The organism is Variovorax paradoxus (genome assembly GCF_030815975.1).
GTDB lineage: Bacteria > Pseudomonadota > Gammaproteobacteria > Burkholderiales > Burkholderiaceae_C > Variovorax > Variovorax paradoxus_N.
Genome location: NZ_JAUSXL010000002.1, coordinates 4259568 through 4276893, shown reverse-complemented (window position 1 = coordinate 4276893; position 17326 = coordinate 4259568). Strand labels below are relative to the sequence as shown.

The 17326-nt window shown below is 66.7% G+C and carries 14 protein-coding genes; 5 read left to right on the top strand and 9 right to left on the bottom strand.

All coding sequences use genetic code 11. From position 1 onward, the window contains the following. Positions 1 to 32: 32 nt before the first annotated feature. Together urtB and urtA are read right to left on the bottom strand one after the other, a co-directional pair. Positions 33 to 947 carry an urea ABC transporter permease subunit UrtB gene (urtB, locus tag QFZ47_RS23760; protein ID WP_021007788.1) on the bottom strand — a complete coding sequence of 305 codons (915 nt, stop codon included), beginning with the start codon at positions 945 to 947 and terminating at the stop codon, positions 33 to 35. A gap of 148 nt (positions 948 to 1095) precedes the next feature. Continuing rightward, the gene (gene urtA / locus QFZ47_RS23755) at positions 1096 to 2364 is read right to left on the bottom strand and encodes an urea ABC transporter substrate-binding protein (protein WP_062366818.1); all 1269 of its coding nucleotides are present in this window, start codon (positions 2362 to 2364) and stop codon (positions 1096 to 1098) included. A gap of 248 nt (positions 2365 to 2612) precedes the next feature. Here urtA and QFZ47_RS23750 point away from each other — a divergent pair, with 248 nt between their 5' ends. Together QFZ47_RS23750 and QFZ47_RS23745 are read left to right on the top strand one after the other, a co-directional pair. After that, complete coding sequence (locus tag QFZ47_RS23750) at positions 2613 to 6008, top strand: hybrid sensor histidine kinase/response regulator (protein WP_307657976.1); 3396 nt, start codon at positions 2613 to 2615, stop codon at positions 6006 to 6008. Further along, positions 5986 to 6891, top strand: coding sequence for a response regulator (locus QFZ47_RS23745; RefSeq protein WP_307657975.1), 906 nt, complete (start codon positions 5986 to 5988; stop codon positions 6889 to 6891). The genes QFZ47_RS23750 and QFZ47_RS23745 overlap by 23 nt, the downstream gene beginning before the upstream one ends. A gap of 38 nt (positions 6892 to 6929) precedes the next feature. On the opposite strand, the gene QFZ47_RS23740 is transcribed toward QFZ47_RS23745, so the two are convergent. Beyond that, entirely contained in the window at positions 6930 to 7349 is a 420-nt protein-coding gene (locus tag QFZ47_RS23740) for a hypothetical protein (RefSeq protein WP_307657974.1), read from the bottom strand. 137 nt (positions 7350 to 7486) lie between these two features. Further along, positions 7487 to 8545, bottom strand: a complete 1059-nt coding sequence (locus QFZ47_RS23735) for an ATP-binding protein (protein ID WP_503169955.1) — start codon at positions 8543 to 8545, stop codon at positions 7487 to 7489. Between the two features lie 217 nt (positions 8546 to 8762). On the opposite strand from QFZ47_RS23735, the gene QFZ47_RS23730 reads away from it, so the two are divergent. Next, a complete protein-coding gene (locus QFZ47_RS23730) occupies positions 8763 to 9047 on the top strand; it encodes a DUF1488 family protein (protein WP_307657972.1) in 285 nt (94 codons plus the stop codon). Here QFZ47_RS23730 and QFZ47_RS23725 read toward each other — a convergent pair. Both QFZ47_RS23725 and QFZ47_RS23720 read right to left on the bottom strand, forming a co-directional pair. Then, positions 9033 to 9941 carry a DMT family transporter gene (locus QFZ47_RS23725; RefSeq protein WP_307657971.1) on the bottom strand — a complete coding sequence of 303 codons (909 nt, stop codon included), beginning with the start codon at positions 9939 to 9941 and terminating at the stop codon, positions 9033 to 9035. The genes QFZ47_RS23730 and QFZ47_RS23725 overlap by 15 nt on opposite strands. 40 nt (positions 9942 to 9981) lie before the next feature. Beyond that, the gene (locus tag QFZ47_RS23720; RefSeq protein WP_307657970.1) at positions 9982 to 10755 is read right to left on the bottom strand and encodes an AraC family transcriptional regulator; all 774 of its coding nucleotides are present in this window, start codon (positions 10753 to 10755) and stop codon (positions 9982 to 9984) included. A gap of 134 nt (positions 10756 to 10889) precedes the next feature. Between QFZ47_RS23720 and QFZ47_RS23715 the strand changes: the two genes are divergently transcribed. Both QFZ47_RS23715 and QFZ47_RS23710 read left to right on the top strand, forming a co-directional pair. After that, positions 10890 to 11708, top strand: coding sequence for a substrate-binding domain-containing protein (locus tag QFZ47_RS23715; RefSeq protein ID WP_307657969.1), 819 nt, complete (start codon positions 10890 to 10892; stop codon positions 11706 to 11708). Between the two features lie 60 nt (positions 11709 to 11768). Then, positions 11769 to 12530 (top strand): ABC transporter substrate-binding protein, encoded by a 762-nt coding sequence (locus tag QFZ47_RS23710; RefSeq protein WP_307657968.1) that lies wholly within the window; start codon positions 11769 to 11771, stop codon positions 12528 to 12530. A gap of 350 nt (positions 12531 to 12880) precedes the next feature. Here QFZ47_RS23710 and QFZ47_RS23705 read toward each other — a convergent pair whose 3' ends face one another. From QFZ47_RS23705 to QFZ47_RS23695, 3 genes are all read right to left on the bottom strand, one after another. Next, positions 12881 to 13291, bottom strand: coding sequence for a hypothetical protein (locus tag QFZ47_RS23705; RefSeq protein ID WP_307657967.1), 411 nt, complete (start codon positions 13289 to 13291; stop codon positions 12881 to 12883). A gap of 12 nt (positions 13292 to 13303) precedes the next feature. Beyond that, the gene (locus tag QFZ47_RS23700) at positions 13304 to 15529 is read right to left on the bottom strand and encodes a M1 family metallopeptidase (protein ID WP_307657966.1); all 2226 of its coding nucleotides are present in this window, start codon (positions 15527 to 15529) and stop codon (positions 13304 to 13306) included. Between the two features lie 666 nt (positions 15530 to 16195). Further along, complete coding sequence (locus QFZ47_RS23695; RefSeq protein WP_307657965.1) at positions 16196 to 17302, bottom strand: porin; 1107 nt, start codon at positions 17300 to 17302, stop codon at positions 16196 to 16198. Positions 17303 to 17326: the final 24 nt, after the last annotated feature.

The following is a 17326-nucleotide window of genomic DNA, read 5'->3' as shown; positions in this document are numbered from 1 at the left end:
TCGGAACGTTCTCCAGAAAGGATTCGGGTTCATCAACGGCGCACCTTCACCGCGAACAGGCCTTGCGGACGCATCATCAAAATCAGCACGATCAGCGAGAGCGTCAGCACCTTGGCCATCGAGCCGGTCATGAAGAACTCCGAGATCGACTGCGTCTGCGCAATGCCGAAGGCCGAGACCACGGTGCCCAGCAGGCTGGCAGCGCCGCCGAAGGTGACCACCAGGAAGGCATCGACGATGTAGAGCGAGCCCGAGGTCGGCCCGGTCGAGCCGATGGTGGTGAAGGCCGCGCCCGCCATGCCGGCAATGCCGCAGCCGATGGCGAAGGTCAGGCGGTCGGTCTTCATGGTGTCGATGCCTGTAGCGTTGGCCATGGTGCGGTTGGCCACGGTGGCGCGCACCCGCAGGCCCCAGCGGCTCTTGTGCAGCGCAATCAGCACGCCGCCCGTGACCAGCGCGGTCAGCGCGAGCACGAACAGGCCGTTGATCGGAATGTCGAGGCCCTCATGCGGCGTCCACGAGCCCATGAGCCACTCCGGCAGCGTCGGGCTCACTTCCTTCGGGCCGATGAAGGTGCGGAAGATCTGCTGCAGGCCCAGGCTCACGCCCCAGGTGGCGAGCAGCGTGTCGAGCGGGCGCTTGTAGAGATGGCGGATCAGCACCCACTCCACGATCCAGCCGACGATGAAGGCGAACACGAAGGCCAGCCCGATCGCGATCGGAAAGTAATACGGCATGAACGCGGGCGCGAGGCTTTCGGTGACGCGCGCGGCCAGGTAGATGGAGTACGCGCCGATGGTCATGAACTCGCCATGCGCCATGTTGATCACGCCCATCTGGCCGAAGATGATCGCCAGGCCCAGGCCCATCAGCAGCAGCACCGCGAAGAGGCTCAGCCCCGCGAAGCCCTGCATGAGGCCGATGTTCATCATGTCCGACAGAGTCATGGCAACGTGTTCCGGTGTTGGGGTATCGGCTCCTTCCCCCTCTGGGGGAAGGTTGGGATGGGGGCAGGCAGGGCGTGCCCAGTGGCAACGCCGCCGGCCCCCACCCCTGCCCTCCCCCCAGAGGGGGAGGGAGAAAGTCATCAGGGGTTTATTGATAACCCTTCGGAAACGGATCCGGCTTGATCAATTCAGCCGACTCCGCCACCACCTTGAACGTCCCATCCAGCTGCCCCTGCCCGATGCGCGCCTTGCTCCACAGGTGATGGTTCGCGTCCAGCTTCACGTACCCCTCGGGCGCCGTCTTCAGCTCGATGCCCGGCGAGCCTGCCACCACCTTGTCCACGTCGAAGCTGCCGGCCTTTTCCACCGCCGCCTTCCAGAGCCACGGGCCGAGATAACCTGCCTGCGTGACGTCGCCGATCACCGCGTCCTTGCCGTACTTGGCCTTGAAGGCTTCGACGAACTTCTTGTTGTTCGCGTTATCGAGCGACTGGAAGTACTTCATCGACGAATAGAAGCCCGCGAAGTTCTCGCCGCCCACGCCGGTCATCTCGTCTTCCGTCACGGCCAGCGTCAGCAGGAACTGCTTGTCGCCCGTGATGCCCGCGGCCTTGAGCTGCTTGTAGAAGGCCACGTTGGAGCCGCCCACCACCGCCGCGAAGATGCAGTCGGGCTTGGCGACCTTGATCTTGTTGATCAGCGAGTTGAAGTTGGTGTGGCCCAGCGGGTAGTACTCCTCGCCCTTGACCGACCCCTTCTGGAAGTTCTCGATGTGCTTGCGCGCGATCTTCATCGAGGTGCGCGGCCAGATGTAGTCGGAGCCCACCAGGAAGAAGGTCTTGGCCTTCTTCTCCTTCGCGCCCCAGTCCAGGCCCCAGATGATCTGCTGGGTGGCTTCCTGGCCCGTGTAGATCACGTTCTTGCTCTGCTCCAGGCCTTCGTAGAAGGTCGGGTAGTACAGGAGGCCGTTCTCCTTCTCGAACACCGGCAGCACGGCCTTGCGCGAAGCGCTGGTCCAGCAGCCGAACACCGCGGCGCAGTGGTCGTTGACCAACAGCTTCTTCGACTTTTCGGCAAAGGTCGGCCAGTCGGAGGCGCCGTCTTCCTTGATGACCTTGATCTTGCGCCCGAGGATGCCGCCCATCGCGTTGATCTGGTCGATGGCGAGCTGCTCGGCCTGGATCGAGCCGGTCTCCGAAATGGCCATGGTGCCGGAGGACGAATGCAGCTGGCCCACGGTCACTTCGGTGTCGGTCACCGCGAGCTTGGTGGTGTTGACCTTGGCCGTGGGGAACTGCGACTGGCCGAAGCTCAGGCCGCTCAGGCCCATCACGGGCAACGCGGCGGCGCCCTGCAGCAGCCGGCGGCGGCGCAATGCCAGGGCATCGAGGGAAAGATCTTCTGAATCACGCGACATCAGGAACTCCAGGCGGGTTGAAAAAAGAGTGAGCCGCGCACCATCGAAGTGCATCGGACGGTGCCCCGAGCACCATGGCTGGTACTTTAGAAATCACCCGCGGCGCCGCGAATACGTCATTCAACGTAGCGGCCAGGAGCGCGCCTGCGTCCAGACTCGCAAGCCGTGCACAGGTGGTGCAAGGCAGGGAGCGCTTCTTGCTGTGTCTGCCTGCCATGCCACCGCCGCCCTCGCCGCCAGAGCCCACCATGCCATCCGTCACCGGCCAGAAGATCTTTCGCATCCGCCGCGACTACAACGCGTGGGTTGCGAACGAAACGCTGGAGGACTACGCGCTGCGCTACACGCCGCGCAGCTTTCGCAAGTGGTCGGAGTTCCGCGTCGCCAATGCGGCCTTCGGTGCCACCTCGTTCCTGGCGCTGGAGGCCATCGGCGGTGCCATTGCGCTGAGCTACGGTTTCTCGAATGCGCTGTGGGCCATCCTGGTGGTGGGGCTCATCACCTTCCTCACCGGCCTGCCGATCTCCTACTACGCGGCCCGGCATGGCGTGGACATGGACCTGCTCACGCGCGGCGCGGGCTTCGGCTACCTGGGCTCCACCCTCACCTCGCTGATCTACGCGAGCTTCACCTTCATCTTCTTCGCGCTGGAGGCGGCGATCCTCGCGCTGGCGCTGCAGCTGTACCTCGACTGGCCGCTGCCGCTGCTCTACCTGCTGTCGTCGATCGTGATCGTGCCGCTGGTGATGCGCGGCATCACGCTCATCTCGGGTCTGCAGCTGTGGACGCAGCCGATCTGGATCGTGCTGTTCGTCTGCCCGTTCATCGCGGTGCTGGTGAAGAACCCCGGGCTGTATGCCGACTTCACGGGCCTGGTGGGCCGCAGTTCCGGCAGCAGCAGCTTCGACCCGATGATGTTCGGCGCCGCCGCCACGGTGGCCTTCTCGCTGGTGGTGCAGATCGGCGAGCAGGTCGACTACCTGCGCTTCCTGCCCGAGAAGACGGCCGCCAACCGGGGCCGCTGGTGGGCCGCTGTGCTGGTGGCGGGGCCGGGCTGGATCGTGCCCGGCATGCTCAAGATGATGGGCGGCGCCTTCCTGGCCTTTCTTGCGCTCCAGCACGAGATTCCGGCGAGGCATGCCGTCGAGCCCACGCTGATGTACCTCACGGGCTTTTCGTACGTACTGCGCGACCCGGCCTGGGTGCTTGCGATCACCACGCTGTTCGTGGTGGTCTCGCAGATGAAGATCAACCTCACCAACGCCTACGCGGGTTCGCTGGCATGGTCGAACTTCTTCGCGCGGCTCACGCACAGCCACCCGGGGCGCGTGGTGTGGCTGGTGTTCAACGTGGTCATCGCCATTCTGCTGATGACGCTGGGCGTGTTCGCGGCGCTCGAGCACGTGCTGGGCTTCTACAGCAACATCGCGATCGCCTGGGTCGGTGCGCTGGTGGCCGACCTGGTCATCAACAAGCCGCTGGGCTGGAGCCCGCGCACCATCGAGTTCAAGCGCGCGCACCTGTACGACATCAATCCGGTCGGCCTGGGTGCGATGCTGGTGGCGGCCGCGTTCGCGATGCTGGCCTATTCGGGCGTGCTGGGCCAATGGGCCCGCGCGTTCTCGCCCTTCATCGCGCTGGCAACGGCGCTGCTCGTCTCGCCGTTGCTGGCCTGGCGCACGCGCGGGCGCTACTACCTGGCGCGCAGCGACATCCGGCGCTGGACGCCCGGGCAGATCGTGAAGTGCTCGGTGTGCGACAACAGCTTCGAATCCGAGGACATGGCGCACTGCCCGGCCTACAGCGCGCCGATCTGCTCGCTGTGCTGCACGCTGGAATCGCGCTGCCACGACCGCTGCAAGACCGACTCGCGCGCGGCCGAGCAGATGAGCGGCTGGCTCCAGGCGCTGCTGCCGACCGCGCTGTCGGGCCGGCTCAACTTTCGCGTGGCGCACTACCTGATGGTGGCCACCTCGCTGGTGGCGCTGCTGGCCACGGTGATGGGCGTGGTGTATGCGCAGGAGGCCATCGTGGGCGCGGACGCGGTGGACCCTGCCCTGCGCAGCGCCTTCCTCAAGGTGTTCGCGCTGCTGTCGCTGGTGGCGGCGGTGGCCGCCTGGTGGATCGTGCTGGGCAGCGAGAGCCGGCAGATGGCGCAGGAGGAATCGAACCGCCACAACCACCTGCTCACCGTCGAGATCGAGGCGCACCAGCGCACCGACGCCGCGCTGCAAACCGCGAAGGAAGCCGCCGAAGCCGCCAACCAGGCCAAGACCCGCTACGTGGCCGGCATGACGCATGAACTGCGCACGCCGCTCAACAGCATCCTGGGCTACTCGCAGATCCTGCTCAAGGGCGAGGCCGTGGCGCCGCCGCGCGAAGCGGTGCAGACCATCCAGCGCAGCGGCGAGCACATGCTCGGGCTGATCGACGGCCTGCTCGACCTGGCGCGCATCGAGGCCGGCCGCCTGCAGTTGGAGCCTGCCGCGCTCGCGCTGCCTGCCTTTCTCGACGAGGTGGTGCACATGGTGCGGCCGCAGGCGGAGAACAAGGGCCTTGCCTTCGTCTACACCCACAGCGGGCGGCTGCCACCCTGGGTGCATGCCGATGCCAAGCGGCTGCGCCAGATTCTCATCAACCTGCTGGCCAACGCGGTGCGCTTCACCGACAGCGGCACGGTCACGCTGCATGTCGATGCACGGCGCGAAGTGCTGCGCTTCGACGTGGTCGACACCGGCATCGGCGTGGCGCCGCAGGACCACCAGCGCATCTTTCTTCCCTTCGAGCGCGGCGCCGCCGGGCGCCGGCGCGGCGAGCCGGGCACGGGCCTCGGCCTCACCATCACGGGCCTGCTCACGTCGCTGATGGGCGGCGAGCTGGCGCTGGCCGCCACCTCGCCCGCGGGCAGCACCTTCAGCGTGCGGGTGTACCTGCGCGAAGTGGCTGACCCCGGCCCGCAGGCGCAGGCCGGCGCACTGCGGCGGCAGGTGTCGGGCTACATCGGCGCACGCCGCACGCTGCTGGTGGTCGACGACCAGCCGGTGCAACGCCAGATGCTGGCCGGCATGCTCGCGCCGCTGGGCTTCGAGGTGCGCGAGGCCGCGAGCGGCACCGAATGCCTCGACAGCCTGCGCGAGAACCTGCCCTCCGCGATCCTGCTGGACCTCACCATGGACGACATGGACGGCTGGCAGACCGCGGCACTGGTGCGCGCTTCGGGCTTCGACCGCCTGCCGATCATCATCGTCTCGGCCAACATGTTCGAGAACCAGGGCGAGCTGCTGCGCGCATCAGGCTGCCAGGCCTTCGTGGGCAAGCCGGTGATCGAGTCGCAGCTGATCGCCACGCTGGAGCGCCACCTCGGGCTCGAATGGCTGGCGCCGAACGATGCGGTGCCGCCCGCCATCGACATCGCGCCGCGGCCGGAGCAGCTCGCGCTCTCGGAAGACGACCGCGCCGAGCTGATGCGGCTGGTGCAGATGGGCCACGTGCGCGGCCTTCACCAGGTGCTCGACCGGCTCGCCGCCGCTTCTCCGCCGGCCGCCGTGACCTGCACCTGGCTGCGCGGCATGGTCAATCGTTTCGAACTCGACAATCTCCGCAAGGCACTCGCAGAAGAAGATGCAGACACTCTCGCCCCCTGAAACCGAACGCCCCGTGGTGCTGGTGGTGGACGATGCGCCCAGCAGCCTGGGCATGCTGTGCGACACGCTCGAGTCCAGCGGCTACACCGTGCTGGTCGCGGCCGACGGCGAGGCCGCGCTGCAGCGCCTCGAACTCGTGGTGCCCGACGCCATCCTGCTCGATGGTCTGATGCCCGGCCTGTCGGGTTTCGAGACCTGCCGGCGCATCAAGGCCAATGCGGCGCTGGCGCACATTCCGGTGCTGTTCATGACCGGCCTTTCGGAAACCGCGCATGTGGTCGAGGGCTTCGAGTGCGGCGGCGTCGACTACGTGGTGAAGCCGATCCGCGCGCAGGAGGTGCTGGCGCGGCTGCACACGCACACGCGCAACGCACGCATCACGCGCATGGCGCGCGACGCAGTCGATGTGGCCGGCATGGGCGTGGTCTTCGTCGATGCACGCGGGCGCATCGCGTGGCGCTCACCGCAGGCCGCGCTGTGGCTGCATGCGCTCGATGCAGCGCCGGCTGCCGGGTTGCTGCCCACGGCACTGGAACCCGCGCTGGCGCCCGGCGCGGCCATTGCGCTGGTCACAGCGGCAGGTGCACGCATTTCGGTGCGCAACCTTGGCGCCGCGGCGCTCGGCGAAACCATGCTCCTGTTCGCAACGCAGCGCGAAGGGGCCGCGGGCACGCCGTCGACACGGCTGGCCGAAGCGGCGCTCACGCCACGCGAAACCGAGGTGCTCTCATGGCTTGCCAAGGGCAAGACCAACCGCGACATCGGCGAGATCCTCGGCACCAGCCCGCGCACGGTCAACAAGCACCTCGAGCACATCTTCGAGAAGCTGGGGGTCGAGACGCGCGCTGCCGCGGCGGCACTGGCCAGCGGTCAGTTGGGCTGATCCAGCTGCCCAGCGTGCAGCTGGCCTGACTTGTTTTCTTACCTCTTCGGCGCCGGCGTTGCAGGCACCGCGGGCGTCGTCGTGGTGTTGTCGGCCTTCGAACCAGGCACGGCCGGCGTCGCAGGCGTAGCAGACATCGAGGAAGAAGAAGATTGCGGAGACGGCGTTGCCGGTGTCGCAGGCGTGGCTGGCGTAGCAGGCGATGTCGCCGTGGCCGGCGTTGCAGGTGTGGCGGGCGTCGCGGGGGTGGCCGCATTGTCCGAGGCGTTGGACCCGTTGGCCGCGCCTGCGCCACTGCCGCCTGCGCCCGCACCCACGCCTGCACCGGCGCTGCCGCCGCCTCCCCCGCCGCCAGCACCACCACCACCGCCGCCACCCGCAGCCAATGCGAGGGGGGCCACGCAGGCGCCCATGAGAACCGCAACCAGGGTCGGTGCAATACGTCGTGTCAGCTTCATCGAAGTCTCCTTGTTGATGTTTCGACAAGGCCAAGCTAGACGCGGCCGGAAATCCGACTTGTAGTCCAAAGTCTTCACGGCGGGCCGGTGCAGTCGTCGGCGCTATGCAATGGATAGCTGCGCGGCGCCTGTCGGCATCACGCGCCGGGCTGGATCGCCTGCTTGCCGCCGCGCGGCAAATGGACGGTGAACGCCGTGCCTTCCGCCGCGGACGAGGTCACCGTGATGGTGCCGCCGTGCCCCGTCACGATCTCCCGCGCAATGTAGAGGCCCAGGCCCAGGCTCGTGGCGGGGCGCTCGTGCGGTGCCGATTCGCGTGTCGCAACCTGCACCAGCGGGTTGAAGATGACCTGCATCGAATCGGGGGGAATTGGCCTTCCCTGGTTCCTGACGATCAGGGTCACATGCGGCCCCTCGTCCCGGATCACCAGGGCTACGGGATAGGCGGGGTCTCCATGCTGCACGGCGTTGCTCAGCAGGTTGGTGAGGACCTGGCGCATTCTGGGCGCATCGAACATCAGGACCACATCGGCCGGAAGCTGGGCAACGAGTTCCCGCTTGGGATAGGCCGCGCAGACCTCGTCGAAGGCCTCCTGGCACAGCGCGCCCAGGTTGCCTTTCTGTGGAGCCACCTCGATGCCGCGGCCGAGCCGGGTGCGCGTGTACTCGAGCAGGTCGGTGACCATGTCGCTGATCGACGCAATGCTTCGCCTGGCGATCTGGAGCGTGCGCGCCTTGGGCTTGGCCTCGCCTGCCAGCTCGAGCAGATGAATGCAGGAGCTGAGCGCGCTCAACGGGTTTCGCAGGTCGTGCCCCAGCACGGCCAGGAAGGTGTCCCTGGAATTGGCCACATGGTCCGAATAGGTGGCCATGGCCTCGGCAAGGCCCTGGTCGATGCCTTCGTTGAAGCGCACCACCTCTTCCAGGACCGCGGCATCGACCGTGCCGACGTGCCCCATCCACAAGCGAAGAACCGTGGCCCGCAGGGCGCGGTATTCCGCGCCCAGCTGGGAGAGATCGAATCCCACCCGCTGGCGCAGGCCGCCGTGCTCGGCGGCAAAAGTCTCTCTCAGGAACGGCAGCGCGAGTCCCTTGGACTTTGCCTCGCGCTCCTTTTCAGACTGGGCCGATTCCATTTCGCCAGCAATGGCCAGCAGGATTTCATGCGCATGGTCCCGAAGTTCGACAACGGACATGGTCTCCGCCGGCGGGATCATTGTTCGTGCAAAGGATTCCCACTCGACAAGAATGGGTTCGATATTGTTTTTGATGAATTGGCTCAGGCGCATGCTGGGCGGAGTATGGCACTTTGTAGGACAACAGGAGGCGCGCCGAGCGAGGCAGTCCGGGCGCGCCGCAGAAGGGGTACTCGATGAAGCGTATCCTGAGGCTCCTCGAACCGGAACACATTCCATGTCTGAACAGCCTCTTTCCGGAACGGTCCCCGTCGATCCTCCCTTCTTCCACGAGGCCTCCGGCACGGTCCGCTTCTGGGTGCTCATCGATGGCCACCCCATGGGCGCGAGCATCAGCCGGGACATCCTGCGCTACCGCTTCCGCCCCGGCGCGCAGGGCGACGACCCGATGGAAATCTTCGCGCAGTACGCGGACCAGCTCGAAGCGGCCGTGCGCCGCCGGGTTGCGCAGGGCTCGATCGAGCCCGTGATGCTGCGCGAGTTCGACCTACCCCGCGGTTGATTCCACGCGCGCACCGCGCGTGCAGGCACCGCTTGCCAGTGTCACGCCGATCACGGCGCTGGCAATGGCGAGCCGGTCGACTCCCGTGATCGGCTCGGCCAGCCACCACCATCCGCCCACGGCAGAGAAAACGGGTGCCAGTCCTCCGAATGCGGCCGCCTGCGACGCGCCAAGACGCGCGACGGCCGCGCCAAAGATCCACAACCCCAGCAATCCGGCGACCGCGCCCTGCATCAGCGCCTGCCACAGCACATCGCGCAGCGGCGCATCGAGCAAGCCCGTTTCGCCCCGCCACAGCAGCCACGGAACGAGCAGGATCGCCGACCACGCGTTGACGACCGCCGCGCCCTCCCATGCGCCGAGGCCGGCGCGCCTGAACGACAGCGTGAAGCCTGCCCACAGCGCGGCCGCTTGAAGAAAGAGCAGATCGCCCCGCCAGGCGCCCGCATCGAAGCCGCGGAAGCTGCCCGCGCCCAGGATGCCGATGCCTGCCGCAAGGAACGCCAAGCCCAATGCGCGCGGTCGGTCGGGACGTTCATGCCAGAGCATCCAGGCCAAACCCGTGGCAAAGAGCGGGCATGCGCTCGCCATGAAGATGCCCATGTGCGCTGCGGGCGCGAATCTTGTGCCGGTCATCGCAATGAGCCCGAATGGCAGCCCTGCGCCAAGCACCATTCCGATCAACCACCGCAGCGGCACGCCGCGAGGCAGCAGCCCCACGCGCAACCACACCGGCATGAGCACGATGGCCGGTATGCCGTAGCGCAGGATGGCCAGGTCGGCCGGGGCGATCGTGGTGGTGGTCGAATGGCGCGTCGCGACCTGCCAGATGCCCGCGATCAGCGCCGAGGCCACACCGGCGGCCAGGCCGGCTGAAAGACGCGCATTGACCATGATCTGCCTGCTCCGCTGAAACGAAGCATGCAGTGTTCGATCAATGCAGGCGGCGCGCTTCCAGATTCGTGCGCATCTGGCTCGGCGCCATGCCGAAGGCGCGCCGGAATGCCACCGTGAAGTGCGCATGGCTTGCAAAGCCCAGGTCGGCCGCAAGCGCGCTGATGCTTCTTTCGCCCTCGCGCAGCCGATCGAGCGCAAGCGTCATGCGCAGCTGGTTGCGCAAGCCATGCAGGCTCGTTCCCGTGTGCATGCGGAAGCGGCGCGCCAGGTGAAACGCCGAGCAGTGGACCGCCTTGGCGATCTCGTCGAGCGTGTCGCTGCGCTCCGGCGCCGCGGCGATATGGTCGCGGGCGCGTTCGACCGCGCGGTGGATCTTCGACGGGCCCGGCCGATCGGCCGGTCGCACGCTCTGGATCAATCCGGCAAGGTGCTCCTGCATCTCGAGCGCATCGATCGCCTGCATCGCATGGGCTTGCAGGCAGCGGCGCAGAAGCAGCTGGCTGCTCAACGGCAGGTACGACCTGCCCGCCGGTGCCAGGTCTTCGGCGAACGTGAGCACCATGCTTTTCTGGCCCGCCATCGGGTGCTTCAACTGGTAGGGCCCGTCGGGCGACAGCCACAGCGCGGCGGCCGGATCGCAGACGAAGGCGTCCGCATCAAGCCGGCATTCGAAGCGCTGGGTCTGCGGCAGCAGCAAGCGGGGCCCCTGCACGCGATAGGGTGGGCTCCAGCTGGGCTCGGCCGTGTCCAGCGTGGCAAGCTGGCAGCTGACGGAGCCGCTTTCGAAGAGCACGCTGCGGAGGTAGGTCATTGGTTTGAAAGGCAGCGAGGCTGCTGGCCCGGATTCTGCCAGCCGGGCCACAGGCCCTGGTGTTTACCCCGAAGGCGCTGAAGGCCGATTGACAGCCTCGCTGCCTAGGATGATGTGATTCATCAGGAGACACCATGAAGACCCATCCCTTCTCGCTCGACCGCCTGACCCGCCGCGCCAGCCTGCTGGCCGCCGCGGCCGTTCTTGCCGGATGCGGCAGCTTCGGCAGCCCGCCGCCCACCGCCGGCGACATCCATGTGATGACCTCGGGCGGCTTCACGGCCGCGTACAACGAGCTGCGCCCCGGTTTCGAGCGCAGCAGCGGCCGCATGGTCAAGACCGCCTATGGCGCGTCGATGGGCAATGCCGAAGACTCCATTCCGAGCCGGCTGTCGCGCAACGAACCGGCCGACGTGGTGATCCTCGCGCGCCCCGCGCTCGACGCGCTGGTGGCGCAAGGCAAGGTGGTGCCCGGCAGCCAGGTCGACCTGGTGCGCTCGGCCATCGGCTTTGCGGTGCGCAAGGGCGCGCCCAAGCCCGACATTTCAACGGTCGATGCGCTCAAGCGCACGCTGCTGGCGGCGCCTTCGATCGCCTACTCGGCCAGCGCGAGCGGTACCTACTACGAGACCGAGCTGCTCAAGAAGCTCGGCATCGAAGACCAGGTCAAGCCCAAGAGCAAGCGCATCCTGAGCGAGCGCGTGGGCACCGTGGTGGCGCGCGGCGACGCGGCGCTGGGGCTGCAGCAGGTGAGTGAGCTGCTGCCGATCGCGGGCATCGACTACATCGGCCCGCTGCCGGCCGAGGTGCAGCGCGTGACGGTGTTCTCGGCCGGCATTGCCACGGCCTCGAAGCAGCCCGAGGCAGCGCGTCAGCTGATCCGCTATCTCAACTCGCCCGAGGCGGCGCCGACCATCGCGAAGACCGGGCTCGAGCCGCTGACGGCGCGCTGAGGCGTTGATGCGGCGGGTCAGTAAACTGGCATTCATCAACCTCCTAGAACGATGGACGCCATGAACCAGCCACAGCGCATTGCCCCCGCTCTTGTTTCCGCCTTCGCGCCCAGCGGCACGCTGCGCGCGTCCATCAACCTCGGCAACCCGATCCTCGCGAACAAGGACGCGGCCACGGGCGAGCCTGTGGGCGTGTCGATCGATCTCGCGCGCGAGTTCGCGCGGCGGCTCGGCGTGGGCATCGAGCTGGTGGTGTTCGAGAAGGCGGCGGCATCGGTCGACGCGGTGAAGAACGAGAAGGCCGACATCGGCTTCTTCGCCATCGACCCGGCGCGCGGCGAAGGGCTGCTGTTCACCGCGCCCTACGTGTTGATCGAGGGCAGCTACCTCGTGCGCGAATCATCGCCGCTCACCGACAACACGCAGGTCGATGCCAAGGGCCATCGCATCTCGGTCGGCGCGGGCAGCGCCTACGACCTGTTCCTTACGCGCGAGATCAAGCAGGCCGAGATCGTCCGTCTCCAGGGTGCGGCCCCGGCGCTGGCGGCGCTGCGTTCGGGCGCGGTCGACGTGGCCGCCGGCATTCGCCAGCTGCTCGAAGCCGAGGCACGGCGCGAACCGGGCGTGCGCGTGCTGCCCGGCCGTTTCATGGTGATCCAGCAGGCCATGGGCACGCCCGCGAGCCGCGGTGCCGAGGCGCAGGCGCTGCTGGCGGCCTTCGTCGAGGAGATGAAGGCGATTGGCTTCGTCGCCGATGCGCTTCAGCGTCACCGCATCGAAGGGGCGATCGTGGCGCCGGCTTCTACTGGCGCGGCTCTGTAGTTTTTTGCGCTGTTGTTCAGGGCGCTCGTGGCTTCGGCGCTCTCGTTCAGGGCGCGTGCACAGGCCACCGGGTACTCCCCTCCACGAATGTCCCCCGCCTTCGGCTCCTCCTTTATTTCGCTGCGGGGAGCACCCGATGCCCTGTGCACCTGGGCACGCTCTATGTGCACAGCTGATCAACGACTGCTCTGAATAACGCTCCCGCCGATGGGGTGCCTTGCGCAGCGAAATCAAGGGGGAGGCCGCAGGCCGGAGGACATTCGCGGAGCAAGGTACCCCGTCGGCGGGAGCGCGCCCCGAATGACCCCGCACCCGCACCCGCGCCCTCCCCCTTCAACGCAAGCGCCGCATCACAGCCTGTGCGCTTCCACCGGCCCCTGCGAATAGAACAGGAAGTAGCCCGTTTCCGTCTTGAAGCTGTTCTTCTGCCACCCCGGCGGCACCTTGAAGATGGCGAGCTGGTCGCTCGACACGCCGACGAACGCCGTGTTCTCGGTGTCGGTAGTGATGCGGTTCCAGCGCTCGCGCGTCACCGGCTGCATCTGCATCTTCGGCTCGCTCCACTCGGGGGTGCGCACCTTGTCGCGCATGATGTAGCGGCCGCCCTGCCGCTCGATCTTGACCAGTTCCTGGAGGGTGCCGTTCTTCTTCACGGCATAGACGCCGACCAGCTGCGCCTCGGGCCCGCCGCCCGGGCCGCAACCGGCCAGCAACAACAGACCGGACACGCCGGCCGCCAGGTAGTTGAATGCTTTTTTCATGATGCTGCGTGCTCAGCGCTTCTCGTTGCCGCGCAGCTTCATGCTGCCCTGGTAGCGCAGCGCATGCGGATAGTCTTCCTTGCCGCCCGCGTCCTGCACCGCCATCTTCTGCTGGCTCGCCTCGGTCTTGGCCAACAGCGTCGAGGGCAGGTTGAGAACGCCCTTGATCTGGTCGTACTGTGCCTGCGTGATGCGCCCCACCGACAGCAGGCGGAACGCGTCCCTCTCGATATTGAGCAACAGCGGCTTGTTGTCGGCAAAGTTCTGCGCCTTGGCCAGCAGGTCGCTCCACGACTGCGTGCTGTAGTTGCTCACGTAGTAGTCCTGCCCGGTAGGCCCGGCAAGCACCGCGGTGCAGCCCGGGAGCTCCATCTGCGTGGTGCTGGTGGCCATGACGAAGGTCTTGCGCTGCTCCATCGCGTCGCCGTAGGCCAGCGTCACGGGAATGGTCCAGGCCGAGGCCGGATAGGCGTTCTGGTTAGGGAACGATTCCTGGCTGATCGACACGTAGGTGTGGTCGCCCGCGCATTGCGCGTCCACCGTCAGCAGCGGCACGCCGGTCTGCCGGATGAAGCTGTCGCCGATGTCCGCCACCTTCTTGCCGCCGCTCGCCTTCTCGAGCGAGCTCCACAGCCGCGACGGCGTGACGTTGCCGAACGCGTAGTCCTTCAGGTAGATCTGCAGGCCCTTCTGCATCGCCTCCTCGCCGATGTAGTTCTGCACCGTCTCCAGCACGTGGCTGCCCTTGTTGTAGACGAAGATCGACGGGCTGATGAAGCCGAACGAACCCGCATCGTTGAGGTTGCGCTGCACCGGCACCGCGGTGTCTTTCAGGTCGGCCGCGATCACGGTGTGCTTGTCGAGCACGTAGTCGGAGAAGCTGTAGTAGCCGGGGTGGAATTTGATCGTGGTGCGGCGGTCGAACCAGCGCGCGAACGATTCATTGAGCCACACGTTGTCCCACCAATCGAGCGTGACGAGGTCGCCGAACCATTGGTGCGCGATCTCGTGCGTCACCACCGTCACCGAATACAGCGTGGGCGTTTCGCCCGGCTTGGTTAGCACGCGGTCGGCAAACTCGAAGATGGAGCCCCAGTTCTCCATGCCGCCGAAGCCGGTGTTCGGCTTGTTGTCGTAGCTGTCGTTGGCCGCCACGGTGTCGAACTTCTTGAACGGCAGCGCAATGCCGGTGTAGTTGTAGTAGTAGTCCATCGCCACCTTGGTCCACTCCATGGCAAAGGTGGCCCAGGTGGAACGGCCCGGCGGCGTGAACCAGCGCAGCGGCATCTCGCTGCCGTCGAGCGGGCTCTTGAAGGTGTCCGAGAGAATGTCGAACTTGCCGCCGCCAAAGAAGGCGAGGTACATCGGCATCGAAGGCGTCTTCTCGAACGACACCTGCTGGTAGCCGTCGGGCAGCTTGACGGCCGACTTCTGCGCGGCGTTCGACACCGTCTGCCAATCGCCCGGCACCTCGGCGGAGATCTCGAAGGTGTGGCGGAAGGCCGGCTCGTCCCAGCCCGGGAACCATTGCCGCGCATAGTTGGTTTCGCCCTGCGTCACGATGGCATCGCTGCTCACGCCCTCGGGCGTGGAAAGGCCCACCTTGAAGACGCCGGTCGCAGCCGAGCAGAACGGATTGCGGGCCATCTCGTCGGGCGGGCAATATTCCGCATCGGAGAACTGGATCTTGCCGTCCCACTCCATGTGCAGCAGGTACTTGCCCTTGGCGATCTGCCCGTCGTTGCGCCGCAGCTGGACGAAGTCGCCCAGCGTCTGCGGCGTGGGCACCAGCGCAATCACCTCCGAAGGATTCGACAGCTTGCGCAAGGTGGTGCGGCCGTTCGCGAACTTCAGGTTGTGCGCGGCAACGACGATGGCATCGACCGGCTTGAGCACTTCGATCTCGACATCGCCGCGCCCCACGAAGGTCTTCAGCGCCGCATCGGGGCGGAACCAGAGCTTGTAGTTGATCGGCCAGACGGTGTCGGGCAGCTCCATCGGCTTCACGGAGCGATCGACTTGCGCCACCGACGACTCGGGCGCGAGCGCAGGCCCGTCGTTGGGCGCCGGGGACGAGGCAGGGCTGTCGAGCGACGGCGCGGACGCACTCAGCGCGGCACCGCCCAGGGAAGCGTCGCTGCCGCCACCTCCTCCGCCGCCGCAGGCCGCGAGCGCGGCAAGGGTCACGGCGGTGATGGCAAGATGGCCGACGATTGGCTTGGCAAGTTTCTTCTTCATGATGATCGCCTCTTGGTAAGGACAACAAGCGCCGCCCCGCTCGCGCCGGCGGGTAGCCGGCAGTGCGCGGACGCGCGCAGGAATGGATGAACAACACATCGGCAGGCAGCACCGCACCCTTCCGGCGAACCAGACGTTCGCCAGGAAACACGAGACTGCAATGCCTTGATTTTTTTCAGCCGGCGCGGCACGAACGCGCAGCACCGGACCGCACCGCATGCGATGCGGGCGGTCCCAGGATGCGGGGAGTGATGGGTTCCATTCCCGTCGAGTGCGAGGGCGATGGAATGCCGGGCTGGGCTGGATGCCTGAGCGGCGGGCTTAGCGGGAGCGCCTCGACGCTGCGGCTTCATGCGCAACGGCGGCAATGGAAATGGCGGCCGCAGCGGCAGGTTCTCTTGTAGCTGTTCTGTGTAGCTTCACGTGCGCTCTCCCTCCTTGGAAGTGCGCACGTTTTTAGCTGATCGAAGATGACAGCGTCAACGAAACACGGAACTTTTCCCTCTCAAAATGTTCGCGCGCCATACGACAAATGGAGTCATCGAATCCATGGGCGCGTTGCACTACGAAGATGGTTCGTTCTTCATGCGGTGCGCGTTGCGCCAAACGGAAAAGTCGAACGCGTTCGGTGTGACCCTGCAGCCACACCGAGTGCGCGGACAGGCCCTAGAAGATGTGGCGCATGCCGAACTCCGTTCCGGTGGAGGCGCGGTTCGGCATGGTGATGGCGCCTGCAAGCGCCTGTGCCGCGCCATTGCGGTTGCCGATGCGCGCGAACGTGGCGTACAGCGCGGTGCGCTTCGACAGGTTGTGAACGTAGCCGATCGCGAACTTCGACGTGGTCGGCTTCAGTGCGGCATTGGCGGGCTCGAGCCGGTAGCGCGCATACGAGCCCTTGATCTCACCGGGACCGACCGGCAGCTGGAAGCCGACCAGCGCGCCCTTGCCGTCGGTGCTTCCCTTCGACTCCGTGTAGAGCTCGCCCGTGAGCTTCAGGCTTATCAGCGAGGGGCCGAAGGTATAGGAAGCGCCGAGGTTGGTCACGCGAAGGTCGCCGCTCGCATAGCGCGTCTTGCCGGTGGCCAGTGCAATGTTGAAGCCGCCTTGCAGGTAGCCGAAGCGAAAGCCCGCATGGCTGCCGTCGCGGCGGTTCGAACGCAGCGTGCCCGGCAGCACCGAGTTCGAATCGTTCTCGCCCATGGCGTACATGGCCTGTCCGTAGAAGCCGCCCAGGTTGCCCGGCAGGAAGTAGCCGATGCTGTTCGACGCGCGCGTGCCGGTGGGCGCGGGCAGTCCGCCAAGGCCCGAGAAATAGATTTGGTTGGCGCCGATGCCGCCGCCGGTTCCGAACGGGTCGAAGATGGCGGTGTTCCAGAACGCGGGCACGTAGTCGCGGCCCAGGCGGAATTCCCCGAACGGTCCCGACAGGCTCACGGTGGAGCGCCGGTTGAAGCTCAGGATGCCCGCGGTGCCGGCACCGCTTGCCTGGTTGTTCGCGTTGGAGCCGAAGCCGGTGCCGTTGTCGTTCTGCAGGCCGGCCTCGAGCCAGAAGCCCGCCGAGAGGCCGCCGCCCAGATCCTCGGTTCCGCGAAAGCCGAGGCGGCTGAACATGTTGCCGCTGTTGGTCAGCTGCGTCTTGTGGGCCGATCCGTCACCGCTGCCGCGCGTATGGCTGACAGCCGCGTCGACCACGCCGAACAGCGTGACGGAAGATTGGGCCAGCGCTGCGCCAGCCGCGCCGGCCGAAGCCAGCGCGAACACGTACTTTTTCATGGGATGTCTCTCTGTGCTTTCTTG